This is a genomic window from Micromonospora sp. NPDC048063, from assembly GCF_043202855.1.
In the GTDB taxonomy this organism is placed as follows: Bacteria; Actinomycetota; Actinomycetes; order Mycobacteriales; family Micromonosporaceae; genus Micromonospora.
The window spans coordinates 729,727-749,722 of sequence record NZ_JBIDBG010000002.1; the positions used below are offsets into that span (position 1 = coordinate 729,727).

General features: G+C 74.2%; 21 protein-coding genes. 17 read left to right on the forward strand and 4 right to left on the reverse strand.

The features are described from left to right. The first annotated feature begins 1 nt into the window (after position 1). The 11 genes from ACGFZ2_RS08235 to ACGFZ2_RS08285 all read left to right on the forward strand — a co-directional run bounded on the left by ACGFZ2_RS08235 (position 2) and on the right by ACGFZ2_RS08285 (position 9,710). Positions 2–1,483 (forward strand): 2-hydroxymuconic semialdehyde dehydrogenase, encoded by a 1,482-nt coding sequence (locus ACGFZ2_RS08235; protein ID WP_393261635.1) that lies wholly within the window; start codon positions 2–4, stop codon positions 1,481–1,483. Then, a complete protein-coding gene (locus ACGFZ2_RS08240) occupies positions 1,480–2,277 on the forward strand; it encodes a 2-keto-4-pentenoate hydratase (protein WP_393451360.1) in 798 nt (265 codons plus the stop codon). The genes ACGFZ2_RS08235 and ACGFZ2_RS08240 overlap by 4 nt, the downstream gene beginning before the upstream one ends. Beyond that, positions 2,274–3,230 (forward strand): acetaldehyde dehydrogenase (acetylating), encoded by a 957-nt coding sequence (locus ACGFZ2_RS08245; protein WP_393451363.1) that lies wholly within the window; start codon positions 2,274–2,276, stop codon positions 3,228–3,230. The genes ACGFZ2_RS08240 and ACGFZ2_RS08245 overlap by 4 nt, the downstream gene beginning before the upstream one ends. Next, positions 3,227–4,285, forward strand: coding sequence for a 4-hydroxy-2-oxovalerate aldolase (gene dmpG, locus ACGFZ2_RS08250; RefSeq protein ID WP_363707798.1), 1,059 nt, complete (start codon positions 3,227–3,229; stop codon positions 4,283–4,285). The genes ACGFZ2_RS08245 and dmpG overlap by 4 nt, the downstream gene beginning before the upstream one ends. A gap of 173 nt (positions 4,286–4,458) precedes the next feature. Further along, positions 4,459–5,232 carry a fumarylacetoacetate hydrolase family protein gene (locus ACGFZ2_RS08255; RefSeq protein ID WP_357462919.1) on the forward strand — a complete coding sequence of 258 codons (774 nt, stop codon included), beginning with the start codon at positions 4,459–4,461 and terminating at the stop codon, positions 5,230–5,232. A gap of 124 nt (positions 5,233–5,356) precedes the next feature. Beyond that, positions 5,357–5,788: a RidA family protein gene (locus tag ACGFZ2_RS08260; RefSeq protein WP_393451367.1), complete on the forward strand. Its 432-nt coding sequence runs from the start codon at positions 5,357–5,359 to the stop codon at positions 5,786–5,788. After that, positions 5,785–6,309 carry a 3-hydroxyanthranilate 3,4-dioxygenase gene (locus ACGFZ2_RS08265; protein WP_393451370.1) on the forward strand — a complete coding sequence of 175 codons (525 nt, stop codon included), beginning with the start codon at positions 5,785–5,787 and terminating at the stop codon, positions 6,307–6,309. Before ACGFZ2_RS08260 ends, ACGFZ2_RS08265 begins: the two co-directional genes overlap by 4 nt. Beyond that, the gene (locus ACGFZ2_RS08270; protein ID WP_393260728.1) at positions 6,309–7,343 is read left to right on the forward strand and encodes an amidohydrolase family protein; all 1,035 of its coding nucleotides are present in this window, start codon (positions 6,309–6,311) and stop codon (positions 7,341–7,343) included. The genes ACGFZ2_RS08265 and ACGFZ2_RS08270 overlap by 1 nt, the downstream gene beginning before the upstream one ends. Before the next feature lie 148 nt (positions 7,344–7,491). Further along, positions 7,492–8,955, forward strand: coding sequence for an amidase (locus ACGFZ2_RS08275; protein WP_393451373.1), 1,464 nt, complete (start codon positions 7,492–7,494; stop codon positions 8,953–8,955). 73 nt (positions 8,956–9,028) lie between these two features. Beyond that, a complete protein-coding gene (locus ACGFZ2_RS08280) occupies positions 9,029–9,316 on the forward strand; it encodes a hypothetical protein (protein ID WP_350684434.1) in 288 nt (95 codons plus the stop codon). Next, positions 9,303–9,710: a DUF5130 family protein gene (locus ACGFZ2_RS08285; protein WP_393260725.1), complete on the forward strand. Its 408-nt coding sequence runs from the start codon at positions 9,303–9,305 to the stop codon at positions 9,708–9,710. The genes ACGFZ2_RS08280 and ACGFZ2_RS08285 overlap by 14 nt, the downstream gene beginning before the upstream one ends. A gap of 133 nt (positions 9,711–9,843) precedes the next feature. On the opposite strand, the gene pepN is transcribed toward ACGFZ2_RS08285, so the two are convergent. After that, positions 9,844–12,393, reverse strand: a complete 2,550-nt coding sequence (gene pepN / locus ACGFZ2_RS08290) for an aminopeptidase N (protein WP_393451376.1) — start codon at positions 12,391–12,393, stop codon at positions 9,844–9,846. 210 nt (positions 12,394–12,603) lie between these two features. Here pepN and ACGFZ2_RS08295 point away from each other — a divergent pair, with 210 nt between their 5' ends. From ACGFZ2_RS08295 to ACGFZ2_RS08310, 4 genes are all read left to right on the forward strand, one after another. After that, positions 12,604–13,227, forward strand: coding sequence for a DsbA family protein (locus tag ACGFZ2_RS08295; protein ID WP_393451379.1), 624 nt, complete (start codon positions 12,604–12,606; stop codon positions 13,225–13,227). Between the two features lie 277 nt (positions 13,228–13,504). Next, positions 13,505–13,978 (forward strand): hypothetical protein, encoded by a 474-nt coding sequence (locus tag ACGFZ2_RS08300; RefSeq protein WP_393451382.1) that lies wholly within the window; start codon positions 13,505–13,507, stop codon positions 13,976–13,978. Positions 13,979–14,125: 147 nt separating this feature from the next. After that, a complete protein-coding gene (locus ACGFZ2_RS08305) occupies positions 14,126–15,325 on the forward strand; it encodes a DUF1015 family protein (protein WP_393260717.1) in 1,200 nt (399 codons plus the stop codon). A gap of 71 nt (positions 15,326–15,396) precedes the next feature. Further along, positions 15,397–15,864: a ribose-5-phosphate isomerase gene (locus tag ACGFZ2_RS08310; protein WP_350708454.1), complete on the forward strand. Its 468-nt coding sequence runs from the start codon at positions 15,397–15,399 to the stop codon at positions 15,862–15,864. Between the two features lie 143 nt (positions 15,865–16,007). Here ACGFZ2_RS08310 and ACGFZ2_RS08315 read toward each other — a convergent pair whose 3' ends face one another. Together ACGFZ2_RS08315 and ACGFZ2_RS08320 are read right to left on the reverse strand one after the other, a co-directional pair. Further along, entirely contained in the window at positions 16,008–16,331 is a 324-nt protein-coding gene (locus ACGFZ2_RS08315; protein WP_393260712.1) for a hypothetical protein, read from the reverse strand. A 61-nt stretch (positions 16,332–16,392) separates the two neighbouring features. Next, complete coding sequence (locus ACGFZ2_RS08320) at positions 16,393–17,625, reverse strand: GNAT family N-acetyltransferase (RefSeq protein WP_393451385.1); 1,233 nt, start codon at positions 17,623–17,625, stop codon at positions 16,393–16,395. Positions 17,626–17,733: 108 nt separating this feature from the next. Between ACGFZ2_RS08320 and ACGFZ2_RS08325 the strand changes: the two genes are divergently transcribed. Continuing rightward, the gene (locus tag ACGFZ2_RS08325; protein WP_393451388.1) at positions 17,734–18,279 is read left to right on the forward strand and encodes a hypothetical protein; all 546 of its coding nucleotides are present in this window, start codon (positions 17,734–17,736) and stop codon (positions 18,277–18,279) included. Positions 18,280–18,484: 205 nt separating this feature from the next. On the opposite strand, the gene ACGFZ2_RS08330 is transcribed toward ACGFZ2_RS08325, so the two are convergent. Further along, positions 18,485–18,751: a hypothetical protein gene (locus tag ACGFZ2_RS08330; RefSeq protein ID WP_393260704.1), complete on the reverse strand. Its 267-nt coding sequence runs from the start codon at positions 18,749–18,751 to the stop codon at positions 18,485–18,487. 194 nt (positions 18,752–18,945) lie between these two features. Here ACGFZ2_RS08330 and ACGFZ2_RS08335 point away from each other — a divergent pair, with 194 nt between their 5' ends. Then, a complete protein-coding gene (locus tag ACGFZ2_RS08335; protein WP_393451391.1) occupies positions 18,946–19,743 on the forward strand; it encodes a S1 family peptidase in 798 nt (265 codons plus the stop codon). Positions 19,744–19,996: the final 253 nt, after the last annotated feature.

Genomic DNA, 19,996 nt, shown 5'->3' on the forward strand with positions numbered 1-19,996 from the left:
GATGACCGGGCGGGCGCCCGACGGCCCGGGTCTGCTACGCAACTTTGTCGGCGGCGAGTTCGTCGACGCCGGGCGGCGGTTCACCAAGCGCAGCCCGGTCACCGGCGAGCCGGTCTTCGAGGTCGTGGAGGCCGACCGGGCGCGCGTGGACGACGCCGTCGCCGCCGCGCGGGCGGCGCTGCGCGGGCCGTGGGGCCGGATGGGGGAGCGGGAGCGCGCCGAGGTGCTCCGCCGGGTCGCCGACGAGCTGGAGCGCCGCTTCGACGACCTGGTCACCGCCGAGGTCGCTGACACCGGCAAGGCCATCTCGCAGGCCCGCACCCTGGACATCCCGCGCGGCGCGGCGAACTTCCGCGCCTTCGCCGAGATCGTGGCGACCGCGCCGACCGAGTCGTTCACCACGGTCACCCCGACCGGCGGCCGGGCGCTGAACTACGCCGTTCGCAAGCCGGTCGGCGTGGTCGCGGTGATCGTGCCGTGGAACCTGCCGCTGCTGCTGCTCACCTGGAAGGTCGCCCCGGCCCTGGCCTGCGGCAACGCCGTGGTGGTGAAGCCCAGCGAGGAGACTCCCGCCTCGGCGACCCTGCTCGCCGAGGTGATGGCCGCCGCCGGCGTGCCGGACGGGGTGTTCAACCTGGTGCACGGCTTCGGCCCGGACTCGGCCGGGGAGTTCCTCACCCGCCACCCGGGGGTCGACGCGATCACCTTCACCGGCGAGTCGGCCACCGGCGGCGCGATCATGCGGGCCGCCGCCGACGGCGTGAAGGCCGTCTCCTTCGAGCTGGGCGGCAAGAACGCCGGGCTGGTCTTCGCCGACGCCGACCTCGACGCGGCCGTGGCCGGATCCGTCCGCTCCAGCTTCACCAACGGCGGGCAGGTCTGCCTCTGTACGGAGCGGATCTACGTGCAGCGCCCGGTGTTCGAGGAGTTCACCGCCCGGCTCGCGAAGCGGGCCGGGGAGCTGCCGTACGGCTGGCCGGCCGACGAGGCCACCGTCAACATGCCGTTGATCTCGCACCAGCACCGCGCCAAGGTGCTCGGCCACTACGACCTCGCCCGCGCCGAGGGCGCCGAGGTGCTGGCCGGGGGCGGCACGCCGGCCTTCGGCGACGCCCGCGACGGCGGAGCGTACGTGCAGCCGACGGTGCTGACCGGGCTGGGCCCGGACGCCCGCACCAACACCGAGGAGATCTTCGGCCCGGTGGTGCACGTCGCCCCGTTCGACGACGAGGACGAGGCGTACGCGCTGGCCAACGGCACCGAGTACGGCCTGGCGGCGACGGTCTGGACGCGGGACGTCGGGCGGGCGCACCGGGCCGGGGCCCGGCTCGACGCCGGCATCGTCTGGGTGAACACCTGGTTCCTGCGCGACCTGCGTACCCCGTTCGGCGGGGTGAAGGCGTCCGGGATCGGGCGCGAGGGCGGCGTGCACTCGCTCGACTTCTATTCCGAACTCACCAACGTCTGCGTGGACTTCTCATGATCGATTACGAGGCCGCGGCCCGGGAACTGGTCGAGGCACGGGAGAGCGGCAAGCCCTGCCCGCCGCTGCGCGGGCGGCTGCTGCCCGAGGGGGACGTCACCTCGGCGTACCTCGTCCAGCAGCTCCAGGCGCGACAGTGGCTGCAGCGGGGCCACCGCCGCGTCGGCGCGAAGATCGGGCTGACCTCGCGGGCGGTGCAGGAGGGCCTCGGCGTCTACCAGCCGGACTTCGGCGTGCTGACCGACGCGATGGCGGTGCCGGACGGGGCCGAGGTGGCGATCGACCGGCTGCTCCAGCCCCGGGTGGAGGCGGAGGTCGCCTTCGTGCTCGGCGCGGACCTGCCCGACGAGCGGGTCACCACCGCGGACCTGGTCCGGGCGGTCGACCACGTGCTGCCGGCGATCGAGATCGTCGACTCGCGGGTCGCCGGCTGGGACATCTCCATCGTGGACACCGTCGCCGACAACGCCTCCAGCGGCCTCTTCGTGCTGGGCACCACGCCGCGCCGCCTCGCCGACGTGGACCTGCGGCTGTGCGGAATGGTCCTCGAACACGCCGGGGAGCCGGTGTCGGTCGGCGCGGGCGCGGCCTGCCTGGGCAACCCGCTGCACGCGCTGGAGTGGCTGGCGCAGACGCTGGCCCGCTCCGGCGACCCGCTGCGCGCGGGCGACGTGGTGCTCTCCGGGGCGCTCGGCCCGATGGTGCCGGTGACCCCGGGCGCGGCGTACGAGGCGCGGGTCTCCGGCCTCGGCTCGGTCCGGACGTGTTTCTCGTCGTCGGAGGGGGCGGCATGACTGTCGGGGTGGCGGTGATCGGGTCGGGCAACATCGGCACCGATCTGATGATCAAGGTTCTTCGTCTGAGTGACGGTCTCCGGATGGTGGCGATGGCCGGCATCGACCCGGCCTCCGACGGCCTGGCCCGGGCCCGGCGCCTCGGCGTGGCGACCACCGCCGAGGGCGTCGACGGGCTGGTCGCGATGCCCGAGTTCGCCGACGTCGAACTGGTCTTCGACGCCACCTCGGCCGGCGCGCACCGGCACAACGACGCGGTGCTGCGGGAGCACGGCCGCACCGTGGTCGACCTGACCCCCGCCGCCATCGGCCCGTACGTCGTGCCCCCGGTCAACCTCGACGAGCACCTGCACGAACGCAACGTCAACATGGTGACCTGCGGCGGGCAGGCCACCGTGCCGATCGTCGCTGCCGTCGGCCGGGTCACCCCGGTCGCGTACGGGGAGATCGTCGCCTCGATCGCCTCGAAGTCGGCGGGGCCGGGCACCCGGGCGAACATCGACGAGTTCACCGAGACCACCGCCCGGGCGATCGAGGTGGTCGGCGGCGCCGAGCGCGGCAAGGCGATCATCGTGCTCAACCCGGCCGACCCGCCGCTGCTGATGCGGGACACGGTCTACTGCCTCTGCCCGGACGCCGACGCCGACCGCGCCGCGATCGCCGCCTCGGTGGCGCGGATGGTGGCGACCGTCCAGGAGTACGTCCCCGGCTACCGGCTCAAGCAGGACGTGCAGTTCGACCGGGTCGACACGTACGTGCCGTCGCTGGGTCGGCACCTGACCGGGTTGCAGGTCTCCGTCTTCCTGGAGGTCTCCGGCGCCGGGCACTACCTCCCGGCGTACGCCGGGAACCTGGACATCATGACCTCGGCCGCGCTGCGCACCGCGGAGCGGCTGGTGGCCCTGCGCGCGGCGGTGACCGACCGCGACGCCGCCGTGGAGGTGACCGCATGACCGACCTGTACATCCAGGACGTGACGCTGCGCGACGGCATGCACGCCATCGCCCACCGCTACACCGTCGACCAGGTGCGCACCATCGCCGCGGCGCTCGACGCGGCCGGGGTGGCCGCCATCGAGGTGGCGCACGGCGACGGGCTCGCCGGCTCCAGCGTCAACTACGGCCACGGCGCGGCCAGCGACGCCGAGTGGATCTCGGCGGCGGCCGAGGTGCTGACGACCGCGAAGCTGACCACCCTGCTGCTGCCCGGCATCGGCACCATCGCCGACCTGAGGGCGGCGAAGGCGCTCGGGGTGACCAGCGTGCGGATCGCCACCCACTGCACCGAGGCGGACATCTCCGCCCAGCACATCTCCTGGGCCCGCGAGAACGGCATGGACGTCTCCGGCTTCCTGATGATGTCGCACATGAACGATCCGGCCGGGCTCGCCGCCCAGGCCAAACTGATGGAGTCGTACGGGGCGCACTGCGTCTACGTCACCGACTCCGGTGGCCGGCTGCTGATGTCCGACGTGGCCGAGCGGGTCGACGCGTACCGGCAGGTGCTGGAGCCGGCGACGCAGATCGGCATCCACGCCCACCACAACCTGTCGCTCGGGGTGGCCAACAGCGTGGTCGCGGTCGAGCACGGGCGGATCCTCGGCGACGGCCCGCTCGGCGCGCCGCACGGCCGGACGGTGCGGGTGGACGCCTCACTGGCCGGGCAGGGCGCCGGTGCCGGCAACGCGCCGCTGGAGGTCTTCGTCGCCGTCGCCGAGTTGCACGGCTGGAAGCACGGCTGCGACGTCTTCGCGCTGATGGACGCCGCCGACGACGTCGTCCGGCCGCTGCAGGACCGGCCCGTGCAGGTCGACCGGGAGACGCTCTCGCTGGGGTACGCCGGGGTCTACTCCAGCTTCCTGCGGCACGCCGAGCGCGCCTCGGACAAGTACGGCGTGGACGTCCGGTCGATCCTGGTCGAGCTGGGCCGGCGCCGGATGGTCGGCGGGCAGGAGGACATGATCGTGGACGTGGCGCTGGACCTTGCCGGCAAGGAGGAATCGCTGTGAGCGCGAGGAGTGAGCCGGTTCTGCGAGCCCCGCAGTCGCGAACGGAGGTGGCACGGTGAGCGCGAGGAGTGAGCCGGTTTTGCGAGCCCCGCAGTCGCGAACGGAGGTGGCACGGTGAGCGCGAGGAGTGAGCCGGTTTTGCGAGCCCCGCAGTCGCGAACGGAGGGGGCACGGTGATCGGCCCGGACACGGCGGGGATCGCCGAGCGGTTGGGCGCGGCGGCCGACACCGCCACCGCGATCCCGCAACTGGCGGCCGAGGCCGGCCTGGACGTCGACGCCGCGTACGCGGTGCAGACCGCGCTGCTCCAGCGCCGGCTGGACCGGGGCGAGCGGCTGGTAGGGCTGAAGATGGGCCTGACCAGCAAGGCGAAGATGGCCCAGGTCGGCGTGGACGAGGTGATCTGGGGCCGGCTCACCGACACGATGCGGGTGCCCGACGGCGGCACGGTCGAGGTCGGCGACTACATCCATCCCCGGGCCGAGCCGGAGGTGGCGTTCCTGCTGGACCGGCTCCCCGAGCCCGGCGAGCCGGTCGGCGACTTCACCGACGCGGTCCGGGCGGTCGCCCCGGCGATCGAGCTGATCGACTCCCGGTACGCGAACTTCACCTTCTCGCTGCCGGACGTGGTCGCCGACAACGCGTCGGCCGCCGCGTTCGTGGTCGGGCCGTGGTGCCCGGTGCCGGACGGGCTGGACAACCTGGGCGTGCTGCTGGAGGTCGACGGGCGGGTGGCCCAGGTCGGCTCGACCGCGGCGATCCTCGGTGACCCGCGCCGGGCGTTGGACGAGGGGATCCGCCTCGCGGGTCGGCACGGGGTGCGCCTCCGCGAGGGCTGGGTGTTCCTGGCCGGCGCGGCCACCGCCGCCGTGCCGCTGCGTCCCGGTGCCCACGTCCGGGCCGTCGTGGAGAAGCTCGGCACGGCGTCGCTGCGGGCTTCGTCGTGATCGGCGTCGGGGGTTCCGGGCAGCCCACCCGGCTCCGGGCGGTCAGGCTTGATCCCTGCGCCGGGCGGGCTGCCCGGAACCCCGTCGTGGTCGTTGCTCTCGCGTCCCTGCCAGGTGGTGGGTCATGACCGGTGGCGAGGCGCGCGTGGTGGCGGGGAAGGCCGTGCCGCGGGGGGCGTTTCCGCACGTCAAGGTGGCGGGCGGGTTCGTCTTCGTCTCCGGTACGTCGTCGCGGCGGCCGGACAACACCTTCGCCGGCGTCGAGGTGGACGAGTTCGGCACCACCAACCTCGACATCCGGGTGCAGACCCGGGCGGTGATCGAGAACATCCGGGACCTGTTGCGTTCGGTCGGCACGGACCTGTCCGACCTCGTGCAGGTCACCACCTATCTGGTCAACATGAACGACTTCGGTGGCTACAACGAGGTCTGGGCGGAGTTCTTCGACGCGACCGGCCCGACCCGCACGACGGTCGCCGTGCACCAGTTGCCGCACCCGCACCTGCTCATCGAGATTCAGGCCGTGGCCCTTCTTCCCGCAGGAGGTCAGTCGTGAGTGAGATCGCCGAGCCGTTCAGCTTTCCGGGCTGGATTGCCGAGAACCAGCACCTGCTCAAGCCGCCGGTGGGCAACAAGGAGATGTTGCCGGGCAGCGACGACTTCATCGTCATGGTGGTGGGCGGGCCCAACCAGCGCACCGACTTCCACGTCGACCCGTACGAGGAGTTCTTCTACCAGGTCAAGGGCAACATGAACGTCAACCTGATGACCCCGGAGGGGCCGCGGACGGTGCACATCCGCGAGGGTCAGATGTGGATGCTGCCGCGCAACACGCCGCACTCGCCGCAGCGGCCGGAGGCCGGCTCGATCGGGATGGTCATCGAGCGGGTCCGCGAGGAGGGCACGCTGGAGAGGTTCCAGTGGTACTGCCCGGAGTGCAGCCACAAGGTGCACGAGGTCGAGTTGCAGGTCCGCGACATCGCCGCCGACCTGCCCCCGGTCTTCCAGGCGTTCTACGCCGACGAGAAGGCGCGCACCTGCGACAACTGCGGCGCGCTGCACCCGGGCAAGGGCTGATGGCGGTTCCCGCCGAGGGCCTGCCGGGGCAGGCGCGGTTCCCGGTGGTCGACGTGCACACGCACGTCGTACCGAGGGGGTGGCCGGACCTGGCCGCGGCGTGCGGCGGGTCCGGCTGGCCCTGGCTGCGGGTCGACTCCGAGCGCGCCGCCATGATCATGGTGGGGGAGACGGAGTTCCGGCCGGTCGGCGCGGAGTGCTGGGACGCGCCGACGCGGCTCGGCGACATGGCGGCGGACGGCGTCGACGTGCAGGTCGTCTCGCCCACCCCGGTCTTCTTCGGCTACGACCGCCCCGCCGACCAGGCCGCGAAGGTCGCGCGGATCTTCAACGACCTCACCCTGGAGGTCACGGCCGCCGGCGGCGACCGGCTGGTGCCGTTCTGCCAGGTGCCGTTGCAGGACGCGGACGCCGCCTGCGCCGAGCTGGACCGCTGCCTCGCGGCCGGGCACGCGGGCGTGGAGATCGGCAACCACGTCGGCGACCGCGACCTCGACGACGCCGGGATCGTGCAGTTCCTGACCCACTGCGCCGAGGTCGGCGCGCCGGTCTTCGTGCACCCGTGGGACATGCCGGGCGGCCCCCGGCTGGACCGCTGGATGGCCCGCTGGCTCACCGGCATGCCCGCCGAGACGCACCTGTCGGTGCTGGCGCTGATCCTCGGCGGCGTCTTCGACAAGGTGCCTGACACGCTGCGGATCTGCTTCGCCCACGGCGGCGGCAGCTTCCCGTTCTGGCTGGGCCGCGCCGACAACGCCTGGCACCGCCGGGGCGACCTGGTACGCGGATCCTCCGCCGCCCCGCCCAGTTCCTATGTCGACCGGTTCCGCGTCGACTCGGTCGTCTTCTCCGGGCCGGCGCTGCGGCTGCTGGTCGACACGATGGGCGCCGACCGGGTGCTGCTCGGCAGCGACTACCCGTACCCGCTGGGGGAGCGGCCGGTCGGGCGGGTGGTGCGCGAGGCGGACTTCCTCACCGACGACCAGCGCGCCAAGCTCCTCGGCGGCAACGCGCTGAGCTTCCTCGGCCGGTAACGGGACGGGGCAGGAGTGCCGTACGTCGCACGGGCGCGTTCGGCGAGGGACCGGCCGGTTCCGTCGTGCCGGGGGACATGGGCCCCTTGCCGGGCCGGCCGGTCGTGTCGTCCGGCAAAGCGGCGGCCGGACCAGGCAGGATGACGGGATGGCCGAGCCGCACGACCTGACCGCGCTGAAGCAGGCCGCCGCGATCGCCCGCGGCGAGCTGTCCAGCGTCGAGCTGGTCGAGCACCACCTCACCCGGGTCGACGCGCTCGGCGACACGGTCGGCGCGTTCGTCACGGTCACCCCGGAGCTGGCCCGCGCGGCGGCCCGCGCCGCCGACGCCGCGCCCGCCGGGGAACGCGGCCCGCTGCACGGCGTGCCGACGGCGATCAAGGACCTCACCCTCACCGCCGGGGTGCGCACCACCTTCGGCTCGGCCGCGTTCGCCGACTTCGTGCCGCCCGTCGACGCCGACGTGGTCCGGTTCATGCGGGCGGCCGGGCTGGTCAGCCTGGGCAAGACCACCACCTCCGAGCTGGGCTGCTCGCTCTACTCCGAGGGGCTGGTCGCCCCGCCGGCCCGCAACCCGTGGGACCTGGCGTACACCGCCGGGGGCTCCAGCGGCGGGGCGGCGGCGGCCGTCGCGGCCGGGCTGGTGCCCGTCGCCCAGGGCTCCGACGGCGGCGGCTCGCTGCGCATCCCGGCGTCGCTGTGCGGGCTGGTCGGCTACAAGCCGAGCCGGGGCCTGGTCCCCGGCGGCCCCGTCGGGTTCGGCGCCTACGGCCTGCCGACCAACGGGCCGGTCGGGCGGACGGTCGCCGACGTGGCGGCGCTGCTCGACGTGCTGGCCCAGCCGGTGCCCGGCGAGCCCTACCTGGCGCCCGCCCCGCCGGCCGGCGGCTTCCTCGCCGTGGCCCGGACGGCGGAGCCCGGTCGGCTGCGGGTGGGCCGGTTCACCGCCCCGATGCTCGCCGACGAACCGGTCCACCCCGACTGCGTCGCCGCCGTGGACCGGGCCGCCGCGCTGCTCACCGCCGCCGGCCACGAGGTGGTCGACGTCCCCGCGCCGCTCGGGCCCGCGGTGTGGCCGCTGTTCGAGATCGTCTGGTACGTGCTGGCGCTCGCGCCCGTGCCGCCGGAGCGGGAGGGCGACCTGCTGCCGCTGACCCGCCACCTGCGCGCCCGGGGCGCGGAGGTCTCCGCCGGCACCCTCACCGCCACGCTCGGCGAGCTCCAGGCGCAGGTGCGCCTCGGTGTCCGGCGCACCGCCGGGTGCGACCTGCTGCTCTGCCCGACGCTCGCCGCGCCCCAGGCCCCGGTGGGCTGGTTCGCCGAGGGCGGCGACCCGGCGGAGGATTTCGACCGGCAACGCCGGTTCTCGCCGTACTGCGCCGTGTTCAACGTCACCGGCGATCCGTCGGTTTCGCTGCCGGTCGGCGTCACCGCCGAGGGCCTGCCCGTGGGCGTCCTGCTCACCGGCCGGTACGGCGACGACGCGAGGTTGGTCGCCACCGCTGCGCAACTGGAGAACTCCAGTGGCGGGTGGGAACGCCACCCCGCAATCTGGCGGGCCGTCGGCTCCGCTAACGTGAATGGCAGCGGAGTCGGGCGGTCGGCACCATGATCGTCCACCCGACCCGGATGTTCGAGGTCTCTTCTTCCGCCTGGGGGCGTTGGGATTGTCTGTAACCGAGACGTTGCTGGTCTTCGTCGGCATCCCGGCGGCCGCGGTGCTGGTGATCGCCGGCCTGGCGTACGCCGGTAGCCGTGGTGGCGGTGGTGGCGGCGACAAGCGCTACCGGCCGGGCCGGCCCTTCGACTTCACTCCGGTCTGGTTCCTGGGCCGTCCGGAGCAGCTGGCCGACTCGGCCGGCACCGCCCTGGCAGCGGGCGCGCAGGCGCCGGCGCTGACCAGCCGCAAGCAGGAGCAGGCCGGCATCGAGGCGCCGGCCGGTGGAACCGGAGGCGCAAGTGACCGTTGGTGAGAAGCAGGTCGGGACGGGGAATCCGCCCGAGGTGCTGGACGGGCCGTTCACGACCCGCCAGCTGCTGCGCATCGACGAGGCCCTGCGCCTGGCCGACCAGGGCACCGGCCTGGTCTTCTCGGTGTTCGTCGGCGGCCTCGACGAGCCGATCCGGGAGCACGCCGAGCGGCTGCACCGCCAGCTCGCCGAGCCGGACCGGTCGGTGCTGATCGCGGTGTCGCCCAACCAGCGCCAGCTGGAGATCGTCACCGGCCGGCACGCCCGCAAGCGCATCCCGGACACGTACGCCCGGCTCGCCGCCCTGTCCATGGTGGCGGCCTTCGGCGGCGGCGACCTGACCGGCGGCATCATCAACGGCCTCGACCAGCTCGCCAGCCACGCCGGCAAGGGCTGAGCGCCCCCGTTCACACCGAAGCCCGGTCCGCCAGTGCGGACCGGGCTTCGTCGTGAGCGGACCCGGGACCCGCACGACACAGGCCGGGGCCGGCGCGGGTCTCCCCACGCCGGCCCCGGCCTGTCGGACCTGCTCAGGCGCTCCGGGCGTCCCTGGCGCGGGCCTTGAGGGCCCGGACGACGCCGTCGCGGCCCTCGGCGACCAGCCGGCGCAGCGGGGCCGGGTGCCCGTCGGCGGCCAGCCACGCGTCGGTCGCCGCCACGGTCTCGTGCTCCACCAGGTACGTCGGGTACGCCAGCTGCGCGAACTCCTGCGCCGGCTCGCTGTCCCGGCTGGCCCACACCTGGCCCACCGCGGCGAAGTACTTCTCCCGGTACGGCGCGGTCAGCTCGACCTGCGCCGCGTGGGTGAAGCCCTGCAGCAGCGCCCGGTGCCGCCAGTTCGGCAGCGCCTCCGGCCCGGTCAGCTCCGCCCAGACGGCGGCCTTGTTCTCCGCCGTCGGCACCAGCGCGTGCGCGTGCGCCGCCTCCCGGTCGCCGCTGGCCGTCCGGTCGGTGGCCAGCTCGGCCTCGATCTCGGCGGGACCGGCCGCGCCGTTCGCGACCAGCGCGTCCAGCACCGTCCAGCGCAGCTCGGTGTCGACGGTCAGCCCGGCGGGGACGCCGCTGCCGGCCAGCCAGCCGCGCAGGGTCGCCAGGTCCTCGGCGGAGCGGGCCGCCGAGGCGTACGCCCGGGCCCAGGCGAGCTGGAAGCCGCTGCCCGGCTCGGCGGCGGCCAACGCGGTGCGGGCGGTGCGGGCCAGCTCCGCCCAGCCGGTCGGCGCCCAGGCCGGGTCGGCGTAGACGGTGAGCGTCGTGGTGGCCTGCCGCAGCGTCGCGGTGACCAGGTTGATGTCGGTCTCGGCGGGCAGCCCGGCCAGCACCAGCGCCACGTAGTCGCGGGCGGCCAGCTCGGCGTCCCGGGTCATGTCCCAGGCGGCCGTCCAGCAGAGCGCGCGGGCCAGCGACGACTCGAGCCCGGCGATGTGCTGCACCACGGTGGCCATCGACCGCTCGTCCAGCCGCAGCTTGGTGTAGGTGAGGTCGTCGTCGTTGAGCAGCAGCACGTCGGCGGCGCGCACGCCGCGCAGCTCGGCCAGCTCCGTCCGCTCGCCGGTCACGTCGACCTCGAGGCGCTCGCGGCGGACCAGCCGGCCGTCGGTCAGGTCGTAGAGGCCGACCCCGATCCGGTGCGTGCGCAGCGTCGGGTACCCGGCCGGCGCCTCCTGGCGCACCACGACGTTCTCGTAGGCGCCGTCTGTCCCGATGGTCACCTCCGGCCGCAGCGTGTTGACCTGCGCGGTCTCCAACCACTGCGCGGCGAACTTGCGCAGCTCCCGGCCGGAGGCGGCCTCCAGTTCGGTGAGCAGGTCGTCGAAGGTGGCGTTGCCCCACGCGTGCTTGCCGAAGTACGCCCGCAGACCGGCCAGGAACGGCTCCTCGCCCACGTACGCGACCAGTTGCTTGAGCACGCTGGCGCCCTTGGCGTAGGTGATCCCGTCGAAGTTGACCTCGACGGCCTCCAGGTCCGGCATCTCGCAGTAGACCGGGTGGGTGGAGGAGAGCTGGTCCTGCCGGTAGCCCCAGTTCTTGCGGATGGAGAGGAAGGTCGTCCACGCCTCGCGGAACCGGGTCGCGTGGGTGTTGCACCAGTGGCTGGCCCACTCGGCGAACGACTCGTTCAGCCACAGGTCGTTCCACCAGCGCATGGTGACCAGGTCGCCGAACCACATGTGGGCCAGCTCGTGCAGGATCGTGTTGGCCCGCTGCTCGTACTCGAAGTCGGTCACCTGCGAGCGGAAGATGTAGTGCGCCTCGGCGTGCGTGACGCAGCCGAAGTTCTCCATCGCGCCGGCGTTGAAGTCGGGCACCCAGAGCTGGTCGTACTTGGGCAGCGGGTAGCGGACGCCGAACTGCTCGTGGAAGAAGTCGAAGCCCTGCTTGGTGATCAGGAAGAGGTCGTCCGAGTCCATGTACTGCGCCATGGAGGCGCGGCAGTACGCCCCCAGGTCGATGCCGTCGTGGCTGTCCCGCACCTCGTGGTACGGCCCGGCGCAGAGCGCGGTGATGTAGGTGCTCATCCGCGCGGAGGTGGCGAAGTGCACCGTCTTGAGGCCCTCGCCCGCCGGCTCCTCGCGCTCCACCGGCATGTTCGAGACCACCTTCCAGTGGTCCGGGACGGTGGCGTGCCAGGTGTAGACGCTCTTCAGGTCGGGCTGGTCGAAGCAGGCGAAGACCCGCTGCGCGTCCGCCGTCTCGAACTGGCTGTAGAGGTAGGTCTCGCCGTCGACCGGGTCGACCGTGCGGTGCAGGCCCTGCCCGCTGTTCGAGTACGCGAAGTCCGCGTCGACCACCAGCGTGTTCTCGCTGCCCAGCCCGGACAGCGTCAGACCCTTCTCCGCCGACCAGCCGCCGAGGTCGACCGGGGCGCCGTTCAGCGTCGCCGACCGCACCGAGTCGGCGGCCACCTCGATGAAGGTGCTCGACCCCGGCTCGGCGCACCGGAACCGGATCTCGGTGGTGGATCGGAAGGTGCGACCCTCGGCCGCCTGGACGGCGGTCGAGAGGTCCAGACTGATGTCGTACCCGGTCACGTCGAGCAGGCGGGCCCGCTCGGTGGCCTCGACCTGCGTCAGGTTGCGCACTCCCGGCACTGTTCGTCTCCATCCCGTCTCGCCGTACGCCTCGTTGGCGCCGTCACCGACCGCTCGTGACGGCCGGATTCGAGTCTTCCATGCACGAACACCCCGCGGTGGGCGAGGTCACGCTCTCATTCCGGTGCCGGTCGATGGCCGGCGGGGTGAAGATCGGGGAAGGCGCCGAAGGCGGCGCCACCTGTCGTGAAGGGACCCACCGTGAGCGAGCGTGTCGCCGTAGACATGTGGTTCGACCCCATCTGCCCGTGGGCGTGGATCACCTCCCGCTGGCTGCTGGAGGTCGAGCAGGTCCGGGACGTGGACGTCCGCTTCCACGTGATGAGCCTGTCGGTGCTGAACGAGGGCCGGGAGGTGCCCGAGAAGTACCAGGAGCTGATGCGCACGGGCTGGGGCCCGGTGCGGGTCTGCATCGCGGCCGAGCAGCGGTACGGCCAGGAGGCCGTCCGGAAGCTCTACACCGCGCTGGGCACCCGGATCCACCTCGGGCAGGAGAAGCTCTCGCCGGAGCTGTTCGCGGCCGCGCTGACCGACGCCGGGCTCGACCCGGCGCTGGCCGAAGCCGCCGAGAGCGCCGGTTACGACGAGGCGCTGCGGGCCAGCCACGAGGCCGGCATGCGCCCGGTCGGCACCGACGTCGGCACCCCGGTGATCCACGCGCCCGGCCCGGACGGCGGCACGGTCGCCTTCTTCGGCCCGGTGGTCACCCCGCGCCCGAAGGGTGAGGCGGCGGGTCGGCTCTGGGACGGTGTCCTGCTGGTCGCCGGCACCCCGGGCTTCTACGAGCTCAAGCGCTCCCGCGAGCTCGGCCCCATCTTCGACTGACCTCCACGGCCCGCGAGCCGTGCGCCGACCGGACCGGGCGCACGGCTCGCGGGGCCGGGTGCCGCCGGTCCGGCGCCGGGTGCCGGCGTGCGCGTTGCGGCCGGGTGCCGATGTGCGCGTTGCGGCGGGGTGCCGACGTGGCGCCGCGGCCCGGCGAAGCCGGGGCCCGGCGGGGCGCGGTCCCCGGCGTCACCGGGGGGCCGGCGGACTCGTTCTCTTCGGTGTCCGCCGCAGCGACCCGCAGGGCCGCACCCCGCAGCTCGTGGAGGCAATCCCGATGGCCAAGCACCGTGCTTCCGGTGACGATCCGCTGACCGGGGAGGAGGTGACCGAGGGCCCGGAGGCGGCGTACTGGTCGGTCGACGACTCCCGCTGGCCGGCGGTCCGCCCCGACCTTCCCGCACACATGGTGGACCTGCTCGCCCCGCCGATCGTGGTCGGCGTCGCCCGCGTGCCGGCCACCTCCCGACTCACCCCGCCGGCCGAGCACCGGCGGAACGCGCCGGCCGACCACCGGCTCGGCCCGCCGGCCGAGCAGCGACGCAACGCCCCGACCGAGCAGCGACGCAACGCGCCCGTCGATTACCGGCTCGGCCCGCCGGCCGAGCAGCGACGCAACGCCCCGGCCGAGCACCGGCCGGCGTCGGTGGCCGGGCCGCGGACGATCGTGCCCGCCGCGCCGGGCGGGTCGGGTCGGCGACCGGCGGGCGCTCCCGCGTCGGCCGGCCGGCACCGCCTGCCGGCGAAGTAGCCACCGGCGGGCGCGGACACGGCCTGCCGGCGGCGTGGCCGCCGCACCACCCGAAGCGGTGGCCCCGGCACGGCCGCTCTTTCATCTGGTGGACGCCGCGCGGGTCCCGTCACGCCGGCAGTCGCGTCGCCGGTAGCGTGGTCGCACATGACGGTCGTGCATCCGATCGCCCGGGCCTGGATCACCACTGGCGGCACCGGCGCGCAGAACTACGACGAGTTCGCCGACGACGCGGAGATCACCGCGATCATCGAGGCGAACCCGCACAGTGCCCTCGGCATCGAGATGCCGCACCGGGCGCCGGAGAGCCTGGGGAAGTCCTTCCTCGACGCCCTGCCGGACGCGGTGACCCGCCTCGCCGAGGCCAAGGCCGACGGCAGCTACACCCCGGCCGAGCAGGTCGTGGTCCTCTACCGGATCAGCGCGCCGGGGGAGGAGACGGCGTACGGGCTCTGGGCCATGACCGACACCGACCAGATCTCCACCCGGGCCGACGAGCCCGGTCTGGTCATCCGCAACGAGGACGTCTTCATCGCCAAGGTGCGGGAGCGGGTGGCGCTGGCCGAGGCGCTGGGTCACCTCCTCTCGCCCGTACTGCTGCTGCAGACCGGGCGTGGCGACGAGCTGCACGCCGCGCTCGCGGCGGCGACCGACGCGGCCGGGGCGCCCGCGGCGACCGACACCGACCAGGCCGGGCGCACCCACGCCATCTGGCTGCTCGGCCCCGGCCCGGAGCAGGACGAGCTGACCGCGCTCGCGGGCGGCGGGGAGCTGGTCGTGGCGGACGGCAACCACCGCAGCCTGGCCGCGCAGACCGGCGGGCTGCCGCGCTTCCTGTCGGTGATCACGACGCCGGCGTCGGTGGCGATCCAGCCCTACAACCGGCTGGTCAGCGAGCTGACCACCACCGCCGACGAGCTGCTGGACCGGCTCCGCGCCGCCGGCGCGGAGGTCGCCCCGATCGACGGACCGGTCGAGGTCCCGGCGGCCGGCGGCACCGTCCACCTCCGCCTCCCCGACCGGGGGTACGCCGTCACCCTGCCGCAGGTGGGCGGCGGCCGGCTGGAGAACCTGGACCACGCGCTGGTCGAGCGGCTGCTGCTGCGCGACGCCCTCGGGCTCGACCCGGGCGACAAGCGGATCACCTACGTCGGCGGCGACTACCCGGCGAGTTGGCTGACCGGGGAGGTCGACGCGGGTCGGGCCGAGCTGGCCGTCCTGATCGCCCCGGTGACCGTGGACGACTTCGTGGCCGTCAACCTGGCGCGGGAGAAGATGCCGCGCAAGAGCACCTGGTTCACCCCGAAGGCGCGCGGCGGCCTGGTGGTCGCCGAGTTGTCCCGCTGAGTTGTGACGAATCCGCCCCGGGGCGCCGCCCGCGCGGCGTCCCGGGCGCGCGCCCTGACAGACTGCGCGGTATGCGCGTCTACCTGGGATCCGACCACGCCGGTTTCGAGCTGAAGGTGCACCTGGTCAACCACCTGACCAAGGAGGGGTACGACGTCGTCGACGTCGGCCCGCACGCCTACGACCCGGACGACGACTACCCGGCCTTCTGCCTGCACACGGGTGACCGGGTGGTGGCGGACGCCGGCAGCCTCGGGGTGGTCATCGGCGGCTCCGGCAACGGCGAGCAGATCGCCGCGAACAAGGTGACCGGGGTCCGCGCGGCCCTCGCCTGGAGCATCGAGACCGCCCAGCTCGCCCGCGAGCACAACGACGCGAACATCGTCGCGGTCGGCGCGCGCCAGCACACCCTGGACGAGGCGACGGCCATCGTCGAGGCGTTCCTGACCACTCCGTTCTCCGGCAACGAGCGGCACGCCCGCCGGATCGGCCAGATGGCCGACTACGAGCGCACCCGCCAACTGCCCGCCCTTCCCTGACCCGCCGCCTCCCACCTGCGCCATCCCTGCCCGGCGGACCTGACGGCGCCTGTCCCGGATCCTGGTGCGGAGCGGCCCCCGTGGGGTCACCTCCGTACCAGGATCGCCGGGCGGCGCGGGTCGGCGTCAGTTGCGGTTCGGCGTCAGCGGCGGGGAAGGTCCTCGCGGGGCGTCCAGTTCCGGCGGATGACCACCACGCGTTCCTCGGCCGCGGCCAGGTCCTCGTCGGTCGGCTGGGCGGCGTCGCGGGCCCGCATCGCGGCCGTCACGCTCACCTGGGACGAGCCGGAGCCGACCAGGCCGCGCAGGCCGCGCTCCCCCTCGTCGCCCGGGCCGCCCCGGCGACCGCGCGAGGGCTCGGCGCCGCCGTCGTGCACGCCCGGAGTCGTGGCCTGCGGTCCCTCGGGCGGGCCCGGGTCGCCGCCCGAGTGCCGTAGCCGGCGGCGCCGTCGCTCCACGTCCCCCATCAGCCGACCGTACCGCCCGAGGCCCACCGCCGCCGGCCCGCCCGCGCCGGTGGCCTGGTGGTCAGAACACGTCCATGCCGGCGGGGGCCCGGTGCCAGCCGAAGGCCGGACCTGCGGCGGCCACCGCGCCGGGACGCAGCTCGCGTACCCGGCCGGCGGCAGCGAGCGCGGCCAGTCCGGCGCCACCCAGGTACAGCTCGCCGAGGCAGCGCACGTCGCAGGCCAGCTCGGCCGGCCGGTCCGTCGGCGCGCACCCGGCCCGCTCCGGCCCGCCGCTCAGGTGCCAGCGGCCGGCGTTCTCCGGGAGCAGCTCGTCGGTGATCTCGATCACCACGTCCACCCCGGTCGCGTAGCGGCGGGCGGCGAGCGCGGCGGGCACGTCCACCACCCGCAGCCAGAGCGCGTCGACCAGTTGTGCGCCCAGCCGGCGCGGCTCGTTGACCAGCCGCAGCAGCGGCTCGTCCACCGCGCCCGCCCCGAAGGAGAGCTGCCCGGCCAGGTCGAGCGAGAGCAGCATCCGCCACATCGCCGCGTACGCCGCCGGGGTGGTGGCCACCACCTCGTCGACCGTGGTGATCCCGTTCGGCCCGACGCTCTCCCAGTTCGCGCGCGTACGGAAGAGCCCGTACCCGTCCACGCCGTCCGGCCCCTCGTGCAGCACCGCCCGGCGCTCGGTGGCGCCGCCCCGCCGGTCGGCCGGGTCGCTCAGCACGTACCGCCACCACGCCTCGTCGCGGCTGGACCAGCCGGGGCGCTCGGGGCGCACCCGGTCGTACACCCCGGCCAGCTCGGCCCGGCAGTCGGCAGGCGCGGCCAGGCGCAGCCGGCCCTCCGCGGGCGTCGGGTCCGGCATCCGCAGCGCGACGGTGGCGCACTGGACGGAGAGCCGCTGGGCGGCCAGGCCGTAGCCGAAGCGCGGATAGATGCCGCCCTCGCTGGCCCACAGCACCGCCACCGGTTCCCGGCCCTCGTCGCGCACCTGCCGCAGCTGTCGCGCCATGAGTTGGGTGAGCAGTCCCCGGCGTCGGTGGGTGGGTGCGACGCCCACCCCGCTGACGTGGGCGGCCGGCACCCGTGCGCCCGGCACGGTGAGTTCCCGGGTGAACGCCCGTGCGGTCGCCACCGCCTCGCCGCCGTCCCGGATCAGCAGCGTGCGCTCGGGCTCGAAGAGCGCCCGCTCGATCTCGTGCGCCTCGGGGTCGGCCGGGGCGTGGAAGAGGTGGCCGAGCAGCCGGGCCAGCTCGTCGAAGTCATCGGCGCGGGCGGTCCCGGCCGCGAGTGGGGGTTTCGTCACGCCGCTGTGTCTAGCCGATCGGTGCGGGCTCGGCGACCGATTTGCCGGCTGGCTACCCTCGAAGCCGGACGGTGGCCGGTGGTCGCCGTCGGTCCAGGGAGGGACGAGATGGCCGACCAGACACAGCCGTGGGCCGAGCGAACCGTCGAGGTGCCGCCGCAGCCCGGTGTCGGGGTGCCGCCGCAGCGCGACGCGTACCGGCGGGGGGTGGCCTCGGTCGGGCAGCCCCGGGCTCCGCGCACCGAACCGTTCCCCGTGGTCGGGCAGGAGCCGACCGGCACGGGCTGGCCCGACGGGCCGGCGCCGCGGCGCCCGCTGAGCTGGCACGTCGCGCAGCTCAAGCGCGGCGGCGAGTGGAGCGCCGCCGGGGCGCTCTTCGCGTTCGTCTGCTGGGGGATCTGGGCGATCTCGGGCGGCGGCGACCTGGCCGGGCCGCTGCTGATCTTCGTGCTGAGCCTGCTGGTGGCGGCCGGTCTCTTCGCGTTGGCCCGGCTGCTCGGCCGCGTGGTGCTGGAGCGGCAGCTGGGCCGGGTGCGCCGCAGCGCGCGCGGGGCGCACCTGGTCACGGCGGTCTTCCTGGCCGGCCTCGGCATCGCCTACCTGCAGCAGACCGAGTGGGTCGTGTCGGCCTGGAACTGGATCACCGGGAACTGACCGGACCGCGGGCATCACCCGGGACTGACCGGAGAAACCGCATCACCCCGGGACTGACCGCACGCCCGGGCGGGTCGGCGTCCGCCGCCCGCCCGCGCGCCCGGTCGCGTGTCGCGACCCCGGTCGTTCTCCACTCCACCAGGTCGGCCGCTGCTTACCCGGCGGGTCGCGGTTCATCCGCGCCCGGGCCGGCCTGACCCGGCGGTCAGTGCTTGCCGCCGTGGCCCTCCGCGTCCGCCTTCGGGGAGGCCACCCGGGCGGCCGGGTCCTCGACGCCGGGCTGCCCGCCGTCCGGCGCAACCATCCCGTCGTAGTTGTAGATCGTGCCGTCCTCGCCGTGCTGCCTGGTGGTGCGGATGTAGCGGTGCATCATGCCGTCGATCTCCACCTCCACGAGGGCGTCGCCGCCCGCGTCGATGGTGCTGCCGTCCCGGGGGCCGCCGACCAGGTGTGCCTTCGTGTTCGTGTCCATGGGGCTGCGGTACCCGGGCGGTCCCGACGCAAAACGGGCGGTCTCCCGCGGGGAGGTCGCCGCCCGGTGCGCGGCGGTATGACCGACGCGGGATGGGCCCGAACATTGCCGATCATCGATATATGTCCATAGGATCCCGCCATCGGATGCCGGCGCGTCGACCCCCGCGCGCCGCGAAGCTCGGGGAGGCTCCCATGGTCCGTTGGCGCAGACTCATCGGCCGGTTGGCCGCCGCGTTGGTGGCGGTCACCGCCGGCTCGTTCGTCCTGGCCGTTCCGGCCGGTGCCAGGCCCGCGTCGGACGTGACTCCGTACGTCGTCGGCGGCACCCTCGCCGCACAGGGCGAGTTCCCCTTCATGGTCCGGCTCTCGATGGGCTGCGGCGGCTCCCTCTACAGCCCCCGGCTGGTGTTGACCGCCGCGCACTGCGTCGGCGGGACCGGTGCGAACACCAGCATCACCGCCACCCTCGGCGTGGTGGACCTCCAGTCGTCGAGCCGGATCCAGGTGCGGTCCAACTACGTCTACCGGGCGCCCGGCTACAACGGCAACGGCAAGGACTGGGCCCTGATCCGGCTGGCCACCCCGGTGACCACGCTGCCCACGCTCAAGATCGCCACCAGCACCGCGTACGACAACGGCACCTTCACGGTCGCCGGGTGGGGTGCCACCCAGGAGGGCGGCGCGCAGCAGCGCTACCTGCGCAAGGCGACCGTGCCGTTCGTCAGCGACGCCACCTGCAACTCCTACTACGGTGGCCAGATCATCCCGAGCGAGGAGATCTGCGCGGGCTACGCCAGCGGCGGGGTCGACACCTGCCAGGGCGACTCGGGCGGCCCGATGTTCCGGCGGGACGCGACCAACGCCTGGATCCAGGTCGGGATCACGAGCTGGGGCAACGGCTGCGCCCGGCCCAACTACCCCGGCGTCTACACCCAGGTGAGCACCTTCGCCCCGGCGATCGCCTCGGCGGCGGCGAGCCTCGGCGGCTAGTCGCGGGAACGATGTGCGGGGACCCGGCCGGCCCGTCCGGCCGGGTCCCCGCGCGTGTCCGCCCTCGCGACGCCGACTACCGGGCGTGATCCGCCCTGCCCGATCGGGTGACGAGAGCGTGCCGCGCGGCCCCGTCCCGGCCCCGGCCGCCCGAGCGGCGGCGGGTGCGGAATCGTCGTGCCCGGCCGGCGGGGTCCGGAGGATCGGCTGGTCGCGGGCCGGTTTCCCGGGCGGTCGCGCGTCCGGGGGGCGC

Excerpts from the sequence above, each read along its gene's own strand:
- ACGFZ2_RS08275 (WP_393451373.1), top strand. The coding sequence starts at position 7,492 with ATGGCCGAGCCGCACGACCTGACCGCGCTGAAGCAGGCCGCCGCGATC.
- ACGFZ2_RS08325 (WP_393451388.1), top strand. The coding sequence starts at position 17,734 with ATGGCCGACCAGACACAGCCGTGGGCCGAGCGAACCGTCGAGGTGCCG.
- ACGFZ2_RS08300 (WP_393451382.1), top strand. The coding sequence starts at position 13,505 with ATGGCCAAGCACCGTGCTTCCGGTGACGATCCGCTGACCGGGGAGGAG.
- ACGFZ2_RS08335 (WP_393451391.1), top strand. The coding sequence starts at position 18,946 with ATGGTCCGTTGGCGCAGACTCATCGGCCGGTTGGCCGCCGCGTTGGTG.
- dmpG (WP_363707798.1), top strand. The coding sequence starts at position 3,227 with ATGACCGACCTGTACATCCAGGACGTGACGCTGCGCGACGGCATGCAC.
- ACGFZ2_RS08310 (WP_350708454.1), top strand. The coding sequence starts at position 15,397 with ATGCGCGTCTACCTGGGATCCGACCACGCCGGTTTCGAGCTGAAGGTG.
- ACGFZ2_RS08260 (WP_393451367.1), top strand. The coding sequence starts at position 5,357 with ATGACCGGTGGCGAGGCGCGCGTGGTGGCGGGGAAGGCCGTGCCGCGG.
- ACGFZ2_RS08245 (WP_393451363.1), top strand. The coding sequence starts at position 2,274 with ATGACTGTCGGGGTGGCGGTGATCGGGTCGGGCAACATCGGCACCGAT.
- ACGFZ2_RS08305 (WP_393260717.1), top strand. The coding sequence starts at position 14,126 with ATGACGGTCGTGCATCCGATCGCCCGGGCCTGGATCACCACTGGCGGC.
- ACGFZ2_RS08240 (WP_393451360.1), top strand. The coding sequence starts at position 1,480 with ATGATCGATTACGAGGCCGCGGCCCGGGAACTGGTCGAGGCACGGGAG.
- ACGFZ2_RS08235 (WP_393261635.1), top strand. The coding sequence starts at position 2 with ATGACCGGGCGGGCGCCCGACGGCCCGGGTCTGCTACGCAACTTTGTC.
- ACGFZ2_RS08270 (WP_393260728.1), top strand. The coding sequence starts at position 6,309 with ATGGCGGTTCCCGCCGAGGGCCTGCCGGGGCAGGCGCGGTTCCCGGTG.
- ACGFZ2_RS08330 (WP_393260704.1), bottom strand. The coding sequence starts at position 18,751 with ATGGACACGAACACGAAGGCACACCTGGTCGGCGGCCCCCGGGACGGC.
- ACGFZ2_RS08315 (WP_393260712.1), bottom strand. The coding sequence starts at position 16,331 with ATGGGGGACGTGGAGCGACGGCGCCGCCGGCTACGGCACTCGGGCGGC.